Source organism: Ensifer adhaerens (genome assembly GCF_013283195.1).
Classification (GTDB): Bacteria; Pseudomonadota; Alphaproteobacteria; order Rhizobiales; family Rhizobiaceae; genus Ensifer; species Ensifer adhaerens_G.
This window is the reverse complement of sequence record NZ_JABEKT010000001.1, coordinates 1,862,422-1,879,615: the sequence shown is the minus strand read 5'-3', so window position 1 is coordinate 1,879,615 and position 17,194 is coordinate 1,862,422. Positions and strand designations below refer to the sequence as shown.

Genomic DNA, 17,194 nt, shown 5'->3' with positions numbered 1-17,194 from the left:
CGGAGGCGGCATAATGGCCGTCTATTACTCTCCGGCGGCAGGAATGTGCAACTGGCCCGTTTCGACCCGCTCTTCCGGCTCGGCGGCCAGTCGTTCCTCGACGGAGAGGAGATAGGTCGCAAGACCGTCCATCGCCGGGTCTCCCTCTTCGCCCTTCGGATAGAAGTTACGCTTCAGCGCCGCAGCAAGCGAGACCGCGTCCCGACCTTCGAGCGCCGCCGCATAGGATTCGAGCCGGCCGTAGAACATGCCAGCCAGCTTCTTCATCTTCTTCGGCACGCCGGCATCACCGACGCCGAGTTCGCGGATCGAATGGTCGACATCCTCGAAGAAGGCGTCGACAATCTCCTGAGCTACCTCCTGGCCCGTGCGCGCCGATCCGCGCGTGCGCCGGAAATAAAGGATGAGTACGGCCGACAGCATCTCGAAACGCCCCATCACCGTGTCGGGCACGTCGAGGTCCGTGTAGAGGTGCGGCTGGCGCGCCGCCGAGGTCAATAACGCATATTGCCGTTCGACAATCGCAATATTGCCGCTTTTTCTTTTGAACAGTCCAAAAATCATCACAAAGCCCAGCTTTGGCTTTCTCGAAATGCGCGCAAGCGCCCATGACGGTTGTTGCATGATAGCCGAAGCTGGTTTACCGAAGCATGCACGAATTGCAATGGCGGATCTGCCATCGTTACTCCAAAGGGAGCTGTCGTTGACGAAGCGGTTTTTCAGAACAAATTTGAAGGTCCTTGGCCGAGCTGCGGCCGTAGCGACTGTTAGCACCATTGCTCTCTCCGCCTGCCAGTCCGCTAATGTCGGTGAAGTTCTCCACCAGGGTTATGTGGTTGATCAGGAAACACTAAATCTCGTTCCTGTCGGTTCCAGCCGTGAACAGGTCCTGCTTTCGCTCGGCACGCCGTCGACGACCGCGACCTTCGACAACGAGGTATTCTACTACATCTCGCAGACCCGCAAACGCCCCGTAGCGTTCATGAAGCCGCAGCTCGTCGATCAGTCGATCCTTGCCGTTTATTTCGACAAGGAAGGCACCGTCAGCCAGCTCGCGCACTACACGCTCAAGGACGGCAAGGTCTTCGACACACTGTCACGCACGACACCGACCGGCGGCAAGGAAACGAGCTTCCTCGGCCAGCTTCTGACCGGCCCGGGCGCCGGCAAGGGTGCCGCGCAGAACCTCTTCAAGAACTTCGGAAACCAGTAAGCCGACTTTCACCGCAACAAAAAAGGCCCGCGGACCATGTGTCCCGCGGGCCTTTTCATTTCAGGTGACGATCAGGCGAGAACGGCCAGCAGCAACAACGCCACAATGTTGGTGATCTTGATCGCTGGGTTCACCGCGGGACCTGCCGTGTCCTTGTAGGGATCGCCGACGGTATCGCCGGTCACCGATGCCTTGTGCGCTTCGGAACCCTTGAGATGCCGAGTACCGTCCTTGTCAACGAAACCGTCCTCGAAGCTCTTCTTGGCATTATCCCAGGCGCCACCGCCCGAGGTCATCGAGATCGCGACGAAAAGGCCGTTGACGATGACGCCGAGCAAAGATGCGCCCAGGGCCGCAAAGGCGGATGCCTTGGAGCCGGACAGGAGCAGCACGCCGAAATAAACGACGAGCGGTGCCAGGACCGGCAGCAGCGACGGTACGATCATTTCACGAATCGCCGCCTTAGTGAGCAGGTCGACAGCGCGACCATAATCAGGCTTCTCCGTGCCGGCCATGATGCCCGGCTTTTCGCGGAACTGACGGCGCACTTCCTCGACGATCGACCCTGCCGCGCGCCCGACAGCGGTCATCGCAATGCCGCCGAAGAGATACGGAATGAGGCCCCCGAAGATCAATCCGGCAACCACATAGGGGTTCGAGAGATCAAAGGAGATCTGACCGACATCCGCGAAATACGGATACTTGTCGCCATTGGCGGCGAAGTAGCTGAGATCGTTGGAATAGGCTGCAAACAGAACCAGCGCGCCGAGACCGGCCGAACCGATGGCATACCCCTTGGTCACGGCCTTCGTCGTATTGCCGACCGCGTCGAGTGCATCGGTCGACTTGCGCACTTCGGGCGGCAAATGCGACATCTCGGCGATGCCGCCGGCATTGTCCGTCACCGGACCGAAGGCATCCAGCGCGACGATCATGCCGGCAATGCCAAGCATCGCAGTTACTGCAATGCCGGTCCCGAACAGACCAGCCAGCTGGTAGGTGGAGATGATGCCGCCGACGATGATGATGGCCGGCAAGGCCGTCGATTCCAGCGAGACGGCCAGCCCCTGGATCACGTTCGTGCCGTGGCCCGTGACCGACGCCTGTGCAATGGAATTCACCGGGCGCTTGTTGGTGCCGGTGTAATACTCGGTGATGACCACGATCAGTGCCGTCACCACCAGGCCGACAATACCGCACAGGAACAGGTTCCAGCCGGTGATGTCCTGACCCGCGACCGTGCCGATCGAGCCCCAGCCGATGGTCAGCGACGTAGCGGCGCCAAGCCCGACGATCGACAGCAAACCAGTCACGATCAGGCCCCGGTAGAGCGCACCCATGATCGAGTTGTTGGTCCCGAGCTTGACGAAGAAGGTACCAATGATCGAGGTGATGATGCAGGTCGCGCAAATCGCCAGGGGATAAGCCATGACGGTCGAGAGCACGGGCGTTCCGGCAAAGAAGATCGCAGCCAGAACCATGGTTGCAACCACCGAGACTGCATAGGTTTCGAACAGGTCGGCCGCCATGCCGGCGCAATCACCGACATTGTCGCCGACGTTGTCGGCGATGGTGGCAGGGTTGCGCGGATCGTCTTCCGGGATCCCGGCTTCCACCTTGCCGACGAGGTCGCCGCCGACGTCCGCACCCTTGGTGAAGATGCCGCCGCCGAGACGGGCGAAGATCGAGATCAGCGACGCGCCGAAACCGAGCGCCACGAGCGCATCGATCACCTCACGCGACCCGGGCTCGTGCCCGAGGCCCGCAGTCAGGATGAGATAGTAGACAGATACGCCGAGCAGGGCGAGGCCCGCGACGAGAAGACCGGTGATGGCGCCGGATTTGAAGGCGATATCGAGGCCAGATGCGAGGCTGACAGAGGCGGCCTGCGCGGTGCGCACGTTTGCGCGAACCGAAACGTGCATGCCGATGAAACCGGCAGCACCCGAAAGCACTGCGCCAACGAGAAAGCCGAAAGCGGCTGCGGAAGAAAGAAGAAACCAAGCGCCGATGAAAACGACGACGCCGACGATGGCGATGGTTCTGTATTGACGCGTGAGATAGGCTTGTGCCCCTTCACGAATGTAGCCTGCGATTTCTTGCATGCGGGCGTTCCCCTGGTCGGCGGCAAGCACCGACTGTGTTGCCCAGATGGCGTAAGCCACCGCGAGCAACCCGCATGCGATAACGCCCAATAAAATGGTCATTTCGCATTACCCTCCGTTTCAACCCGCGGACTCACTCCCGGCCGCAGGCCCCTCAAATCCGCGAATCACGCACCACCTCCTCAAGCAGCACCCCTCACGGCGAGGCCAGAGTGCGGTTGCAACGAAAGATCGTCAAGCCCCGGAAATCTAACTACCGGCGGCCTTCTGAGAACTGAAGATTTAGGAGAAAAGCGGCGGCTCAGGCCGCAACGTTAGGGCGAGCGCGCATCAGCAAGAAGAGCAGGAGAAGGCAGACTGATGTCACCGGCCAGACGACGGCATTCAGCATATCCCAGCCATAAACCGAGAGAACCTTGCCCGAGGCAAAGGACGACAGCGCGACGGTGGTGAACAGGACGATGTCGTGAAAGGCCTGAACCTTGTCGGCCTCTTGCGGGCGATAGCTGCCGGCAACGATGGCGGTCGAGCCGATGAAGCCGAAATTCCAACCCAGACCGAGAAGCACCAGCGCACCCCAGAAATTCCAGAGTTCCAGGCCCATATGTGCGACCGCAGCGCAGGCCATGAGCAAGAGCAGACCGCAGGCGACGATGCGTTCGGCGCCGAAGCGCGTGATCAGCCACCCGGTAAAGAAGCTCGGCGCGAACATCGCAAGCACGTGCCACTGGATGCCGAGCGTTGCAAGCTCGGTGGAAAAGCCGCAGCCGACAACCATGGCAACCGGCGCACCGGTCATCATGAATGTCATCAGCGCATAGCTCGAGATACCGCAGACCATGCCGGTGACGAAGCGTTGGTTGCGAACGATTTCGCCGAGCGTACGCGTGGGCTGGCCATGATACTCGCTCGCCACCGTCCCCTGCTCCGGCAAGCGCAGCGGCGCAAAGAACAATGCGGCCAGAAGGCAGATCGGCAGTAAGGCGATGAAGGCGCCGACGAAGGCGACGGGCGCGAACAGATCTCCGGCGAAAATGACGATCTGCGGGCCGAGAACGGCCGAAACGATTCCCCCGCCCAGGATCCACGATATCGCCTTCGGCTTGTAGAAGGACGGCGAGGCGTCGGCGGCGGCGAAGCGCAGTTTTTGGGTAAAGCCGTTGGAGGAACCGAGAACGGCGAGACCGAAGGCAAAGAGCCAGAAACTCTCCCGGAACAGCGCGACTGCGGCGATCGCGGCGCCGACAGACGCAATCCCGGTACCGACCATGAAGGCGAACCGCCGGCCGATAAGGCGTGAGAGCGTTGCGACGAGAATGACGCCGAGCGCCATACCGACATTGTAGGCGGTCAGCGGCGCCGTCGCCAGCGACTTGTCGTCCGCGAGCAGCTGATAGCCGGCAACGCCGCCGACGGCAAAGCAGATCGGGCCGACGACACCAAGGATCGCCTGCGCCGCCGTCAGAAGGAAAACATTGCGGCGCGCTTCTCGAAGGGCAGAGCCCATATCATCGACGGCAGCCGCAACCATGACCGCGCTACTTCTTGGGCTCGCCGCGAACCTGCCGGGCAATCCGGTCAAGAACGGCATTGACGAGCTTCGGCTCGTCGTCGCCGAAGAAAGCCTTGGCGATTTCGACATATTCGGTGACGATCACCGCAACAGGCACATCCTTGCGCTCCAGCATCTCGAAGGTGCCGGCGCGCAAAATGGCACGAACGGTGGAGTCGAGCCGCGACAGCGCCCAGTCGTCCTGCAATGCCGAGCCGATCAAAGGATCGAGTTTGCGTTGATCGCGTACGACGCCGGCAACGATCGAGCGAAACCACGAGGCATCGGCCTTGAGATAGGTATCGCCGTCCAGCTCCTGGCCGAGGCGATGCATTTCGTATTCCGCGACGACTTCGAGTACGCCGGTACCGCCGATATCCATCTGGTAGAGCGCCTGCACGGCTGCAAGACGCGCCGCGCCGCGTTGGTTAGCCTGCTTCAACGGCTGATCCGAGGGGGTGTTCGTCACTGTTCTGTGCCCAATTTCTTCTTCAGTTCAATCATGGTCAGCGCAGCACGCGCGGCAAAACCGCCCTTGTCGCCTTCCGACCGGCGCGCACGCGCCCAGGCCTGATCGTCGTTTTCGACCGTCAGGATGCCATTGCCGATGGCAAGGCTTTCGCTGACGGCGAGGTCCATGATCGCGCGCGAGGATTCGTTCGCGACGATATCGAAATGATAGGTCTCGCCGCGAATGACCATACCGAGCGCGACGAAGCCGTCATATTCGACGGCGCCCTCGTCTGCGCCATCGAGCGCCATTGCGATTGCCGGCGGGATTTCGAGGGCACCGGGTACCGTTACGATATCATAGGTCGCGCCGGCTGCATCCAGTGCATGTTTGGCGCCATCGAGCAATGCGTCGGCCATATCGTCATAGAAGCGTGCTTCCACAATCAGGATGTGGGCAGCCTTGGTCTTCGCCATGGATCACCTGTCTTGAGATTTCCGCGCCGGTGCGACCGGCTGAGGCGGCGGTCAAACCATGACCGGCGTCGAATGGCAAGCAAATTCCGCTGTTGGCGCCCTTTTGCCGCGTTGCGCGCCCTCCAGCAGAGTCCGTGACAGACGGCGTGGAACGCTCATGTCACGCTTGAGGGGGTAGCCAGGCGTTTCCGACAATGACAATAATCAGGACAGACACAACGCCTGATCGGGGACAACGCCGCTTAGGCAAAGGAAATCGAGCGAAAGTTGTCTCCGATGCATGATGTCGATCCGTCGATGTCGATCCGCCTGCCCCGTATGCCTCAGGCCGTCGTCTTTGACATGGATGGCCTGTTGTTCGATACCGAGGCGCTCTATCGCGATGCCATGCTCGCCGCTGCGCAGGTGCTCGGCCGGACCATGCCGCTTTCGCTTTACCATGCATCGATCGGCCTTTCGGGCGAAGCGACACGACAATCGCTCGGCGAATATTTCGGGCCGGATTTCGACCTCGATCGCTTCTGGAAACAAGCGGCGACCGCCTTCCATGCTCGGACAACGACCGAACTGCAGTTGAAGCCGGGCGTGGTCGAGCTCGTCGGCTCCCTGGAGGAGCTCGGCATTCCCTTTGCTATCGCAACATCGTCCGGGCATCACGATGTCGAGCGAAACCTGGGCCTCTACGGGTTGTTCGATCGCTTTCCGGTCGTCGTCGCCCAAGGCGACTACCAACTGGGCAAGCCGCATCCCGAACCTTTCCTGACAGCTGCCCGGCGGCTCGATGTCGCGCCCGAGCTTTGCCTGGCGCTGGAGGATAGCCATAACGGCGTGCGTTCGGCGTCATCAGCCGGCATGATGACGATTATGGTGCCGGACCTTCTCGCGGCAACGGAGGAGATCCGAAGCCTCTGCATCGGCGTCGCAGGCAATCTTGGTGACGTTCACGCCGCCCTCCTCCACCATGCGCGGGGCGCCCATGTCCCCGCCTGACCGCGGCCCTGCCACGGCCCCTTGGCCGCGATCGATTTGCAAACGCTTCCGCGGGAATGGACGGCCGCCACCGGACACGTGAGAGTTTGGCAATTGACGGAAAGTCAAACGCCCGACACGGATGACCGGGAGCGGTTCTCCGTTCGGAGACGATAACGCCGGGGAGGAATATATATGGCGGACAGCAACAAACCCATCATCAACCCAAGGGACCTTGCCCTCGACCATTGGTCGGAAGGCACGTTCTTCGAATCCAGCGACACGTCATTCGGCAGCCGGCTTGGCCTGAAAGACCTCGGCGTCGGCTATGGCGAAGTACCGCCGGGCAAATCCGGTTGCCCCTTCCACAACCACCACGTGGAAGAGGAACTCTTCATCATTCTCGAAGGCGAAGGCACCTATCGGTTCGGAACAGAGCGCTATGCCGTCGGACCGGGCGACATCCTTGGCGCACCGGCAGGCGGGGCGGAGACGGCGCATCACCTGATCAACACCGGAACCGTGCCGCTCAAATATCTCTCCATCTCGACGATGGCCGCCACCGAGATCTGCGAATATCCGGATAGCGGCAAGTTTCACGCCAGGACGCGTACGGCCGCCGGCGAACGCCGGTTCCAGTTTACCGGCAGGCCTGAAAGTGCTGCCGACTACTGGGACGGCGAGCCCGGCATCTGATCATCCCACCTACCAAACCCATAGCAGCGGATAAAACATGCACAGTGTTCCTATCATCGAGACCGAACGTCTGGTCCTGCGCCCCTATAGACGCGACGACTTCACGGCCTATGCCGCCCTGTTTGCCGACAGCGAGGTTACGCGTTTCGTCGGCGGCGTTCCCTATACGCGCGAGCAATCCTGGACACGTTTCCTGCGCCAGGTCGGCATGTGGCATTATTTCGGCTTCGGTTTCTTCGCCATCCAGGATCGTGCGACCGGCACCTTTCTCGGAGAAGCCGGCTTTCACGACGTCCATCGGCTGATCACGCCCTCGCTTGAAGGGACGATGGAGACCGGTTGGGCGCTCTCCCCAAAAGCACACGGACAGGGGCTTGCAACCGAGGCCGTCAGCGCCGCGCTCGAATGGGCCGATCGGCAGTTTCCCCAAGTGCGAAAAACCTGCATCATCGATGTCGGCAACCGTGCCTCGGTCCGTGTCGCCGAAAAGCAGGGCTTCAAGGAATTCTGGCGCACGCGCTATCACGGCACGCATGTCATCATGTTTGAACGGCAGCGAACGCTTGCTGTTGCCACGGCCCGCAAAGCGCCAATGCCCGCGCATTCGGAGACGTAAACAATCCTCAATTGTCGTTTTGATGAAAACGCCATCGAAACGTCTATATTGCAGGCAAGATTGCCTGGCATCGGGTGCAGGCGAACTACAACAGGCAACACCACCCGATCAGACAAGGGAATCCAACACATTTTGCTGCGGGTAAGTCGCCCGTAATGCAGCCTGCTGACGACTGCGACACGCATCTCAGCAGGCCTTCCGGAAACCCGCATCGGGTATTGTGTTCGGGTATCAGGTTACTGGTCACTGCGCCGCAGACAACCAAGGAGCATGATCATGAATCGCATTGCAAAGCTATCAGTCATTGCTGCGTTCTCGTCCCTCGCCTTCGCAGCTATACCGCACGCTCAGGACGCCAAAATGGAATGGCCGGCTGAAATCGAGCAGACGGTGCGCGACTTCAAGGGGGACAAGTTCAACATCGTCGATATCTCCACGCTGAGCGAGCAGGATCAGACCCGCCTGTGGGTCGAGCATGCGACGGCCGAACAACGCGCAGCCCTGCAAGCTGCGGTCAACGGCAACGCGGAATTGGCCGCGCAGCTAAAGGCCAAGAACGTCGAAATGGGTAATATAGGAGGCGCTCAGCAGGGTGCCGACGGAAGCCTCACCATCTACATGCGTTGAATACGCGTTCAGTCAACGAATAAGAAGCGCACCATCTCCACACGCGAGATGGTGCGCTTAGTCGGTCTCTGGCAGCGGCGGCCGTCTATTCGGCCTTCGGGGCCGGAAACTCCGCAAGGCGAGCGGCGTAGCGCGCCATCGTGTCGACTTCGAAATTGACGAAATCGCCCGCCCGGCGTTCGCCCCAGGTCGTCACCTCAAGCGAATGGCGGATCAAGAGCACGTCAAAGTCGGTTGCATCGACTTTGTTGACTGTCAGCGATGTGCCGTCGAGCGCAACGGATCCCTTCGGCGCGACGAACTTGGCCAAATGCGCGGGCGCACGCAGCCTGAACCGCACGGCGTCGCCCTCGGGTTCGACCGATAGAATCTCCGCCTTGTCGTCGATATGACCGGAAACGAGATGTCCACCCAGTTCATCGCCGATCTTCAATGACCGCTCGAGATTGATCCGCGTGCCCTTTTTCCAGCCAGCGATGGTCGTCAGGCGCAAAGCCTCTTCCCACGCCTCGACCTCGAACCAGCGTTCGTTGCTGCCGCCGTCCGGCAGGGCCGTCACCGTCAGGCAAACACCGGAATGGGCGATGGACGCCCCCATATCGATGGTCTTCGGATCGTATGTGGTGGCGACGCGTAGCTTCACGCCTTCCTTCAGCGGCGTTACGGCATCAACGGTGCCGATGTCAGTGACAATGCCTGTGAACATCAGTTCTCTCTTTCGTATTCTTCGAAAAGATCGTCGCCGTATTGCGCGGAGCGAACGAGCTTAAAGCCAGGGGGCACGGATTTCCGATCAAATGGGGATGCGATGCCGTTTTCGCCAATGATTTGCGGGCCGGTATAGATCTGAATGCGATCGACCAGCCCAGCGTCCAGGAAAGCGCGAGCGGCAACTGCACCACCCTCGACGAGCAAAGAGGAAATGCCGCGCGAGCCGAGTGCCGTAAGCAGATCGGCAACCGTTCCGGTTTCCAGCACCTCGACACCGGCAGCCTCCAGCGCAGCGCGCCGGCCAGCCCGTTCGCTGGCTGGCTCCAGTTCCGATTGTGTCGATGGCTCTCCCGACACCACGATGACGGGGGTTTGCGCCGCCGACCGCACGAGCTTCGAGCCTGGCGAAAGATCCAGTCGCCGATCCAGGACGATGCGGATGGGCGAGCGATCTTCAAGACCTGGCAAACGCACAGTCAATTCCGGATCATCCGCAGTCGCAGTACCGATGCCCACGAGGATCGCGTCGGTCTGCGCCCTGAGGATCTGGACCTGCGCCCTGGAAATCGGGCCTGTAATACGGACCTGTCCGGCACCTGTTCGGCCGATCATGCCGTCGGCAGAAACTGCAAGTTTGAGAGTCACATGTGGGCGCTTGCTGACCTGTCGCGTGAGATAGGCTTCGAGCGCGCCATGTCCCTCCAGCGGCAAAACGCCGATATCGACCGCGATGCCGGCTTCACGCAAACGCACCACGCCGCGCCCGGCGACGCGTTCATCGGGATCGAGGATCGAAATGACGACGCGGGCAACGCCGGAGGCGACCAGCGCATCGGCGCAGGGCGGCGTCTTGCCGTGATGAGAGCAGGGTTCAAGGGTGACATAAGCGGTTGCGCCGCGTGCCCGCTCGCCCGCTTCGGCAAGTGCCTGAGCTTCGGCATGGGGCCGCCCGCTTCTTGCCGTCACCGCACGTCCGACGATGACACCATCCTGGACGATCAAGCAGGCGACGGAGGGATTGGTGGATGTCTGGCCGAGATGCTGGCGTGCCAGCCGCAGCGCCGCCGCCATGAACCTCTCGTCCTTACGGGTGGGGTTGGCCATGGCGGTCCGGTGCGCCTTCCTATTCGCCGGGGTCGCGCGCAATCTTGGCGCTGATCTCGGCGATGACCTTTTCGAAATCTTCGGCGTGGGAGAAGTCCCGATAGACCGACGCGTAGCGGACGAAGGCGACATCGTCGAGGCTCTTCAGCGCTTCCAGCACCTGCAAGCCGATCTCCTCCGAAGGGATTTCAGTCTCGCCGGAGCTTTCGAGCCGACGCACGATGCCGGAGACCGCCCGCTCGATGCGGTCACGATCAACAGGGCGTTTTCTGAGCGCGATCTCGAAGGACCGCAGCAGCTTGTCCCGGTCGAAAGGCACCTTCCGACCGGTCTTCTTGATGATCATCAGCTCACGCAGCTGCACCCGTTCGAAGGTCGTGAAGCGACCACCGCAATCCGGGCAGATACGGCGGCGGCGAATGGCGTTGCCGTCCTCTGCCGGACGGCTGTCCTTCACCTGGCTGTCTTCGGAACCGCAATAGGGGCAGCGCATGATGAGCCGATCACATGTAGCCGTACATCGGGAAGCGGCCGGTGAGCGTCATCACCTTTTCGCGCACGCCCGCTTCGACGGCGGCATTGCCTTCGTCGGAGTTGGCGACCTTGAGGCCGTCGAGGACTTCGACGATCAATTCGCCGATTTCCTTGAATTCGGCTTCCTTGAAGCCACGGGTGGTGCCCGCCGGGGTACCGAGACGGACGCCCGACGTGACGAACGGCTTTTCAGGATCGAACGGGATGCCGTTCTTGTTGCAGGTGACGTAGGCACGGCCGAGGGCTGCCTCGGCGCGCTTGCCGGTCGCGTTCTTCTTGCGCAGATCGACGAGCATCAGGTGGTTGTCCGTGCCGCCGGATACGATATCGAGACCGTTGGCCTTGAGCGTCTCGGCAAGCGTGCGGGCGTTCTTGACGACCTGAGCCGCATAGTCCTTGAAGGACGGCTGCAGTGCCTCACCGAAGGCAACGGCCTTGGCGGCGATGACGTGCATCAACGGGCCGCCCTGGAGGCCCGGGAAGACCGCCGAGTTGATCTTCTTGGCGATATCCTCGTCGTTGGTGAGGATCATGCCGCCGCGCGGACCGCGCAGCGACTTGTGCGTCGTCGTCGTGGCAACGTGGCAATGGGGAACCGGCGACGGATGCTGGTCACCGGCAACGAGGCCGGCGATGTGCGCCATGTCGACCATCAGGTACGCGCCAACTTCATCGGCGATCTCGCGGAAGCGCTTCCAGTCCCAGATGCGGGAATAGGCGGTGCCACCGGCAATGATCAGCTTCGGCTTGTGCTGGCGTGCCTTCTCGGCGACATCGTCCATGTCGAGCAGGTGATCGCTCTCGCGAACGCCGTAGGAAACCACGTTGAACCACTTGCCGGACATGTTGACCGGCGAACCATGCGTCAGGTGACCGCCGGAATTGAGGTCGAGGCCCATGAAGGTGTCGCCCGGCTGCAGGAGCGCGAGGAACACAGCCTGGTTCATCTGCGAGCCGGAGTTCGGCTGCACGTTGACGAACTTAGCGCCGAACAGCTTCTTGGCACGCTCGATCGCCAATTCCTCGGCGATGTCGACGAACTGGCAGCCGCCATAATAGCGCTTGCCCGGGTAGCCCTCGGCATATTTGTTGGTCATGATCGAGCCCTGAGCTTCGAGCACGGCGCGCGAAACGATGTTCTCGGACGCGATCAGTTCGATCTCGTGGCGCTGACGACCCAGCTCCTTTTCGATCGAACCGAAGATTTCCGGATCGCTGTCGGCGAGAGAGCGGGTGAAGAAGGCATCATTGTTCTGTGCAAGCATCGGCGCGAGGCTCCTCTCAAAGGTGGCAGTTCTTTAGCTTCCTCGCACGGCGAGAGCAATATCCGCTGTGCGGTTTGCGTCATTTCCCCCATCTGCCGCGCCTAAACATCGCAGCCGCGGACCAACGAAAAAGCCGCGCTGCCAGGGGAAGCGCGGCTTTTGCAATGAATTGCCCGACTTTGCTTATTGCGGCAGAGCATCCGACTCGACCGAGCCGGCCGATTGCTCGACGCCGTAAGGCGTCTGCAGCGCCAGTTCGGTCGCCCCATCCCGCTGATAGATGTCGTCGCGGAACTGCACGACACCATCCTTCGCCGACCAGGCGGTGATGTAGGTGAAGAAAACCGGGACCTCTTCGGCCAGCGTGATCGGCGTGTTGACACCGGTCTTGATCGTGGCCTCCATCTGCTGGCGCGACCAGCCGGGGGTTTCCTTCAAAAGCCAGCTCGAAAGGTCGCGAACGTTCTGGACGCGAACGCAGCCGGACGATTCGAAACGCATCAGCTTGTTGAACAGGCCCTGCTGGGGCGTGTCGTGCATGTAGACCTGATGCTCGTTGTGGAAGTTGATCTTCGTCGAAGACATCGCATTGATCTTGCCCGGATCCTGACGGAACATCAGGTTCGGCGCCTTCTCGGCATTCCAGTCAACCGTTTCCGGCGACACTTCGCCACCGCTGCCGTCGAACAGGCGGATGGCGTTGCGCTTCAGGTAGGTCGGGTCCTTGCGCATCAGCGGCATGATATCCTTCTGGATGATCGAGCGCGGCGCAGTCCAGTAGGGATTGAGGATGACCTCATAGATCTTGGAGTTGAGGATCGGCGACTGGCGGTCGATCTTGCCGACAATAGCGGTGTGGCGCAGCGCGACGCGGCCGTTCTCCACCGCTTCGATGTAAGCGGCCGGAATGTTCACCATCACATAGCGGCGACCGAGATCGCCGGACATCGACTGCAGGCGCACGAGGTTGGTCTGCAGCTGGCCGAGACGGGTGGTCGCTGGAACGTTGATTGCCTTCAGCGTGTATTCGCCAATGACGCCGTCTGCCGGCAGACCATGGCGTGCCTGGAAATGCTTGACCGCGCCATCGACGTAGGAATCAAAGGACGACGAGATGCCGGCGGAACGCGGCAGATCGCCGGAAACCATCAGGCGCTGACGCAGTTGCTGCACCGAAGGGTCCGTAACACCGAGTTCGAGCTTGACGCTGGTTTCCACCATTGGCCAACCGCCCGACGAAACGATGTTCTGATAATCGAAGATCGCCTGCTGGACATGGTTGATCGTCTCAGGGCCGAAGACCGGCGTATTGGACACGACCGTCGTCGCCGTGCGCGACGCCTTTGCGTCGTACTGGTCGTCCCAGGAGCCGCGGCGAGGCGAATTGATGATCTCGTTCAGGGCGTCCTGAGCGCCTGCGGCTCCCGCCCAAGCGACGGCACCGAAGGTTGCGGCCGAACGCAGAAATGCGCGGCGCGAGAATGCATCAATTCCATTCTTTTTTGACATATTCCTACCATCCCAATGCGTTGGCACGCGCCCTATGCGCAGGCACGCATGTTGCCGGAGCCCTAACACGATCGTGGTTAACAAAGGTCAACCAACGAGCCACCCTGCCCTCACATGATTTCACGATACCGCGAGCGAGGACCCTCATCCGGCAGGCGAACGCAAAACGAATCCACGTCGATGAAAACACGTGGCCGCACCTACCGCATACCCTCGTCGCTGTCACAGCAATATGGCCAATTCGTGTCTCGGACTGCCGCCGAAGACATGTGGCACGCCTCTTGCTTCAAGCCGCTGCGGCCTTTCTGCAACATCGCCGGCGTGGAAAAACGGCAAAGGCCGGACACGCAGGGATTGCGTCCGGCTCTTTGAACTGGAGGTGTGTGACGCCTGTTACAGGCGGTACATGATCGAGTCGTTCCAGAAGCGATCAAGGCGCTGCAGCAGCTTGTTCATCTGGGTGAATTCGTCCGAACCGATGCCGCCGACCTTCTGGATCGAGCCGATATGACGCTCGTAGAGCTTGGCGACGGTTTCGGCGATTTCCTGGCCGTCTTCCGTCAGGCTGATGCGGACTGCGCGACGGTCGACACGCGAGCGCTGGTGGTTGATCAGGCCGAGATCGACGAGCTTCTTGACGTTGTAGGAAACGTTGGAGCCGAGGTAGTAGCCACGCGAGCGAAGCTCGCCGGCGGTCAGCTCGGAGGTGCCGATGTTGAAGAGCAACAGGGCCTGGACGGCGTTGACATCGTCGCGACCCTGACGGTCGAACTCGTCCTTGATGACGTCGAGCAGACGGCGGTGCAGGCGCTCGACGAGGTGGAGGGATTCCATGTAGAGACCACGGACGGCTTCTTCCTGAGGGTCTCGGGGCGCAGTGACCTGCGGCTTCATCTTCGTGTTCATTTGACTGCCTCACTGTTTTGTTTGGCGGTGTCTGTTTGTCTTCCCGCCTTGAGTGAGAACCTAACGAATACGTCTAAAATTCTACTTAAACCGCAGCCTTAACATGAGCTTACCAATCGGCGACCCTGTCTCAGGGTGAATCAACCCTTACCTGTCTTGCCTGCCGGAAGCGCTGATAGAAGAGTGCTGCCCTGAAAAGGATGAATGTGACGGCGACCGCGACGTGCAAGACAACCAGCATCGGACGGTGGCCGAAACTGACGGGATAGAACTCGTACATCGCGATTTCGATCGCTGCCGCCACCACCCATACAACAGGCCCCCAAGAGACCAGCAGCCACAGCCCAAGGGCTGCAACCGGGTAGACGACGGCAAGCGCGGTTGCCGCTGCCCGCCATTCCGGCGTCAGGAGATCGAAGCGGCCGGCACCGCCATGGGAAAAGCCGATCAGCATTGCCCAATAGTTCAGCGCGAACCAGAAGCACGACGCCGATACCAGCCGCAGGAACAGACCGAAAAGGATCTCGGTCAGCGATGGTTTCGGAACATGGGCAGAATCATGAAGCATGGGCGGCAAGATAGGGCGGGTCGGCGCCATCCGCCAGCACGAAGGAAGCCCCCTCCCCCGCCGCGGTCCAGCAAAAGGAAGAAATGCCGCAGGCCCGTTGTCGGCGGCACCGTTCCCAAGCGCGGCCCCCACATGATAAAGCGCATCCCAGCTCACAGTTTTCAGGGAAAGGCGCGGCGCGATGAACGACAGGACGAATCTTGTGGACAGGATCACGGGCCACCGCCGCATGCGCCGCAACCGCAAGGCCGACTGGACGCGCCGGCTTGTGCAGGAGAACCGCCTGACGGTCGACGACCTGATCTGGCCGATCTTCATCGTGCCGGGCGAGAACATCGTCCAACCGATCGATGCCATGCCGGGCGTCAACCGCATGAGCATCGACAAGGCTGTCGAAGCGGTGAAGGAAGCCGCCGATCTCGGCATCCCGGCAATCGCCACCTTTCCCAACATCGATCTGTCGCTGCGCGACGAGACCGGCTCCAACAGCCTTGCCGCCGACAATCTCATCAACCAGGCAACGCGCGCCTTCAAGAAGGCCGTGCCCGAGATCGGCGTCATCACCGACGTGGCTCTCGATCCCTTCACCAGCCACGGCCATGACGGCATCCTGCGCAACGGCGAAATCGTCAACGACGAGACGGTCGAGATGATCGCCAGGGCAGCCGTCGCCCAGGCCGACGCCGGTTCCGATATCATCGCCCCCTCGGACATGATGGATGGCCGCATCGGCGCGATCCGTCAGGCGCTGGACGCCGCGGGCCACCAGAATGTTGGCATCATGGCCTACGCGACGAAATTCGCTTCCGGCTTCTATGGGCCATATCGCGAGGCGATCGGCACCGGTGGCCTGCTCAAAGGCGACAAGAAGACCTATTACATCGACCCGGCCAACGGCACCGAGGCGATCCGCGACGCCGCACTCGACGTCGAGGAAGGCGCCGACATGCTGATGGTCAAGCCCGGCCTTCCCTACCTTGATATCTGCTGGCGCATGAAGGAAGCTTTCGGCCTTCCGGTCTTCGCCTATCAGGTTTCGGGAGAGTACTCTCAGATCAAGGCCGCTGCCGCCAACGGCTGGATCGACGGCGACAAGGTGATGCTCGAGACGCTGCTCGCCTTCAAGCGGGCCGGCTGCGACGGCATCCTCAGCTATTTCGCCGTTGAAGTCGCCAGGATCCTGGCCAAGGGGCGGTAACACGCCTTGCAAACGACAGGCGGACCGTGGTGGGCAATCCTTGTTTTGCCGGCAATGCTAACCCATATCCAGCTTGAAACCATGCGAGGCCACGAGAGATGACGATGCACAACGATGAACTGCGGCTGCCGAGCAATGACTGGCGTGCCTACCAGGGTGTGCTGTCGCGGCGGGTGTTCGCCTTCATTCTCGATTATGTCATCATCGCGCTGTTGTGGATCCCGGCCGCCGTGGTGGTGTTCTTCCTCGGCATTCTGACGCTCGGCCTCGGCTTCCTGCTCTATCCCGTGCTCTTTGCACTGGTGGCGATGCTCTATTTCGGCGTGACGGTCGGCGGCCGTGAGCAGGCATCGCCCGGCATGCGGATGATGGGACTGGCGATTGCGCGCACGGACGGGCGCCCGATGGATTTCCTGACGGCGATCGTGCATCTCGTCATTTTCTGGATCGCCAACGCGCTGCTGACGCCCCTCATTCTGCTGATCGGGCTGTTCACGGATCGCAGCCGTCTGCTGCACGATCTCTTGATCGGCACCGTGACGGTCCGTCGCGACAGCTACTGATCCCCGCCGAAACAATCGACGACGAACAATCCGCGCGCCAGGGGCAACCGCCCCAAACGTGTGAGTTGACGTTTTTCATTCTTCCGCCATGCTACTGTCATGAACAACCGCGCCAAGAGTGACCGTCGCAC

19 protein-coding genes are annotated in these 17,194 nt (G+C 61.2%); 7 read left to right on the top strand and 12 right to left on the bottom strand.

Annotated elements, in window-relative coordinates; genetic code table 11:
* Positions 1-24 precede the first annotated feature (24 nt).
* Complete coding sequence (locus LPJGGPFB_RS08870) at positions 25-564, bottom strand: ubiquinol-cytochrome C chaperone family protein (protein WP_173419637.1); 540 nt, start codon at positions 562-564, stop codon at positions 25-27.
* A gap of 139 nt (positions 565-703) precedes the next feature.
* Here LPJGGPFB_RS08870 and LPJGGPFB_RS08865 point away from each other — a divergent pair, with 139 nt between their 5' ends.
* On the top strand, positions 704-1,213 hold the full coding sequence (locus LPJGGPFB_RS08865; RefSeq protein WP_173419636.1) for an outer membrane protein assembly factor BamE: 510 nt from the start codon (positions 704-706) through the stop codon (positions 1,211-1,213).
* Positions 1,214-1,284: 71 nt separating this feature from the next.
* Here LPJGGPFB_RS08865 and LPJGGPFB_RS08860 read toward each other — a convergent pair whose 3' ends face one another.
* From LPJGGPFB_RS08860 to ribH, 4 genes are all read right to left on the bottom strand, one after another.
* Positions 1,285-3,420: a sodium-translocating pyrophosphatase gene (locus LPJGGPFB_RS08860; RefSeq protein ID WP_173419635.1), complete on the bottom strand. Its 2,136-nt coding sequence runs from the start codon at positions 3,418-3,420 to the stop codon at positions 1,285-1,287.
* A 199-nt stretch (positions 3,421-3,619) separates the two neighbouring features.
* A complete protein-coding gene (locus LPJGGPFB_RS08855) occupies positions 3,620-4,825 on the bottom strand; it encodes an MFS transporter (protein ID WP_173421001.1) in 1,206 nt (401 codons plus the stop codon).
* A gap of 31 nt (positions 4,826-4,856) precedes the next feature.
* Positions 4,857-5,339, bottom strand: coding sequence for a transcription antitermination factor NusB (gene nusB / locus LPJGGPFB_RS08850; protein ID WP_025426528.1), 483 nt, complete (start codon positions 5,337-5,339; stop codon positions 4,857-4,859).
* Complete coding sequence (gene ribH / locus LPJGGPFB_RS08845; protein ID WP_077498536.1) at positions 5,336-5,797, bottom strand: 6,7-dimethyl-8-ribityllumazine synthase; 462 nt, start codon at positions 5,795-5,797, stop codon at positions 5,336-5,338. Before ribH ends, nusB begins: the two co-directional genes overlap by 4 nt.
* 276 nt (positions 5,798-6,073) lie before the next feature.
* On the opposite strand from ribH, the gene LPJGGPFB_RS08840 reads away from it, so the two are divergent.
* The 4 genes from LPJGGPFB_RS08840 to LPJGGPFB_RS08825 all read left to right on the top strand — a co-directional run bounded on the left by LPJGGPFB_RS08840 (position 6,074) and on the right by LPJGGPFB_RS08825 (position 8,705).
* A complete protein-coding gene (locus tag LPJGGPFB_RS08840) occupies positions 6,074-6,787 on the top strand; it encodes an HAD family hydrolase (protein ID WP_234902871.1) in 714 nt (237 codons plus the stop codon).
* Positions 6,788-6,961: 174 nt separating this feature from the next.
* Positions 6,962-7,462 carry a cupin domain-containing protein gene (locus tag LPJGGPFB_RS08835; RefSeq protein ID WP_173419634.1) on the top strand — a complete coding sequence of 167 codons (501 nt, stop codon included), beginning with the start codon at positions 6,962-6,964 and terminating at the stop codon, positions 7,460-7,462.
* A 37-nt stretch (positions 7,463-7,499) separates the two neighbouring features.
* Entirely contained in the window at positions 7,500-8,078 is a 579-nt protein-coding gene (locus LPJGGPFB_RS08830; protein WP_173419633.1) for a GNAT family N-acetyltransferase, read from the top strand.
* Between the two features lie 276 nt (positions 8,079-8,354).
* Entirely contained in the window at positions 8,355-8,705 is a 351-nt protein-coding gene (locus LPJGGPFB_RS08825; protein WP_173419632.1) for a hypothetical protein, read from the top strand.
* 85 nt (positions 8,706-8,790) lie between these two features.
* Here LPJGGPFB_RS08825 and LPJGGPFB_RS08820 read toward each other — a convergent pair whose 3' ends face one another.
* From LPJGGPFB_RS08820 to LPJGGPFB_RS08790, 7 genes are all read right to left on the bottom strand, one after another.
* A complete protein-coding gene (locus LPJGGPFB_RS08820; protein WP_173419631.1) occupies positions 8,791-9,411 on the bottom strand; it encodes a riboflavin synthase in 621 nt (206 codons plus the stop codon).
* Positions 9,411-10,520, bottom strand: coding sequence for a bifunctional diaminohydroxyphosphoribosylaminopyrimidine deaminase/5-amino-6-(5-phosphoribosylamino)uracil reductase RibD (ribD, locus tag LPJGGPFB_RS08815; RefSeq protein ID WP_173419630.1), 1,110 nt, complete (start codon positions 10,518-10,520; stop codon positions 9,411-9,413). The genes LPJGGPFB_RS08820 and ribD overlap by 1 nt, the downstream gene beginning before the upstream one ends.
* 19 nt (positions 10,521-10,539) lie before the next feature.
* On the bottom strand, positions 10,540-11,013 hold the full coding sequence (gene nrdR, locus LPJGGPFB_RS08810) for a transcriptional regulator NrdR (protein WP_003529310.1): 474 nt from the start codon (positions 11,011-11,013) through the stop codon (positions 10,540-10,542).
* Between the two features lie 10 nt (positions 11,014-11,023).
* Positions 11,024-12,319, bottom strand: coding sequence for a serine hydroxymethyltransferase (gene glyA / locus LPJGGPFB_RS08805; protein ID WP_173419629.1), 1,296 nt, complete (start codon positions 12,317-12,319; stop codon positions 11,024-11,026).
* 183 nt (positions 12,320-12,502) lie between these two features.
* Positions 12,503-13,828 (bottom strand): L,D-transpeptidase family protein, encoded by a 1,326-nt coding sequence (locus LPJGGPFB_RS08800; protein WP_173419628.1) that lies wholly within the window; start codon positions 13,826-13,828, stop codon positions 12,503-12,505.
* Between the two features lie 393 nt (positions 13,829-14,221).
* Entirely contained in the window at positions 14,222-14,734 is a 513-nt protein-coding gene (ldtR, locus tag LPJGGPFB_RS08795) for a transcriptional regulator LdtR (RefSeq protein ID WP_173419627.1), read from the bottom strand.
* 130 nt (positions 14,735-14,864) lie between these two features.
* A complete protein-coding gene (locus LPJGGPFB_RS08790) occupies positions 14,865-15,302 on the bottom strand; it encodes a DUF6163 family protein (RefSeq protein ID WP_173419626.1) in 438 nt (145 codons plus the stop codon).
* 181 nt (positions 15,303-15,483) lie between these two features.
* Here LPJGGPFB_RS08790 and hemB point away from each other — a divergent pair, with 181 nt between their 5' ends.
* Together hemB and LPJGGPFB_RS08780 are read left to right on the top strand one after the other, a co-directional pair.
* Positions 15,484-16,500, top strand: a complete 1,017-nt coding sequence (gene hemB, locus LPJGGPFB_RS08785; RefSeq protein WP_173419625.1) for a porphobilinogen synthase — start codon at positions 15,484-15,486, stop codon at positions 16,498-16,500.
* Positions 16,501-16,598: 98 nt separating this feature from the next.
* A complete protein-coding gene (locus tag LPJGGPFB_RS08780; protein ID WP_173419624.1) occupies positions 16,599-17,063 on the top strand; it encodes an RDD family protein in 465 nt (154 codons plus the stop codon).
* Positions 17,064-17,194: the final 131 nt, after the last annotated feature.

What these genes read in the sequence shown, in the direction of transcription:
- LPJGGPFB_RS08870 (WP_173419637.1), bottom strand. Translation starts at nt 564, where the DNA reads ATGATTTTTGGACTGTTCAAAAGAAAAAGCGGCAATATTGCGATTGTC.
- LPJGGPFB_RS08860 (WP_173419635.1), bottom strand. Translation starts at nt 3,420, where the DNA reads ATGACCATTTTATTGGGCGTTATCGCATGCGGGTTGCTCGCGGTGGCT.
- LPJGGPFB_RS08855 (WP_173421001.1), bottom strand. Translation starts at nt 4,825, where the DNA reads ATGGGCTCTGCCCTTCGAGAAGCGCGCCGCAATGTTTTCCTTCTGACG.
- ribH (WP_077498536.1), bottom strand. Translation starts at nt 5,797, where the DNA reads ATGGCGAAGACCAAGGCTGCCCACATCCTGATTGTGGAAGCACGCTTC.
- LPJGGPFB_RS08840 (WP_234902871.1), top strand. Translation starts at nt 6,074, where the DNA reads ATGCATGATGTCGATCCGTCGATGTCGATCCGCCTGCCCCGTATGCCT.
- LPJGGPFB_RS08835 (WP_173419634.1), top strand. Translation starts at nt 6,962, where the DNA reads ATGGCGGACAGCAACAAACCCATCATCAACCCAAGGGACCTTGCCCTC.
- LPJGGPFB_RS08830 (WP_173419633.1), top strand. Translation starts at nt 7,500, where the DNA reads ATGCACAGTGTTCCTATCATCGAGACCGAACGTCTGGTCCTGCGCCCC.
- LPJGGPFB_RS08825 (WP_173419632.1), top strand. Translation starts at nt 8,355, where the DNA reads ATGAATCGCATTGCAAAGCTATCAGTCATTGCTGCGTTCTCGTCCCTC.
- LPJGGPFB_RS08820 (WP_173419631.1), bottom strand. Translation starts at nt 9,411, where the DNA reads ATGTTCACAGGCATTGTCACTGACATCGGCACCGTTGATGCCGTAACG.
- ribD (WP_173419630.1), bottom strand. Translation starts at nt 10,520, where the DNA reads ATGGCCAACCCCACCCGTAAGGACGAGAGGTTCATGGCGGCGGCGCTG.
- nrdR (WP_003529310.1), bottom strand. Translation starts at nt 11,013, where the DNA reads ATGCGCTGCCCCTATTGCGGTTCCGAAGACAGCCAGGTGAAGGACAGC.
- glyA (WP_173419629.1), bottom strand. Translation starts at nt 12,319, where the DNA reads ATGCTTGCACAGAACAATGATGCCTTCTTCACCCGCTCTCTCGCCGAC.
- LPJGGPFB_RS08800 (WP_173419628.1), bottom strand. Translation starts at nt 13,828, where the DNA reads ATGTCAAAAAAGAATGGAATTGATGCATTCTCGCGCCGCGCATTTCTG.
- ldtR (WP_173419627.1), bottom strand. Translation starts at nt 14,734, where the DNA reads ATGAACACGAAGATGAAGCCGCAGGTCACTGCGCCCCGAGACCCTCAG.
- LPJGGPFB_RS08790 (WP_173419626.1), bottom strand. Translation starts at nt 15,302, where the DNA reads ATGCTTCATGATTCTGCCCATGTTCCGAAACCATCGCTGACCGAGATC.
- hemB (WP_173419625.1), top strand. Translation starts at nt 15,484, where the DNA reads ATGAACGACAGGACGAATCTTGTGGACAGGATCACGGGCCACCGCCGC.
- LPJGGPFB_RS08780 (WP_173419624.1), top strand. Translation starts at nt 16,599, where the DNA reads ATGACGATGCACAACGATGAACTGCGGCTGCCGAGCAATGACTGGCGT.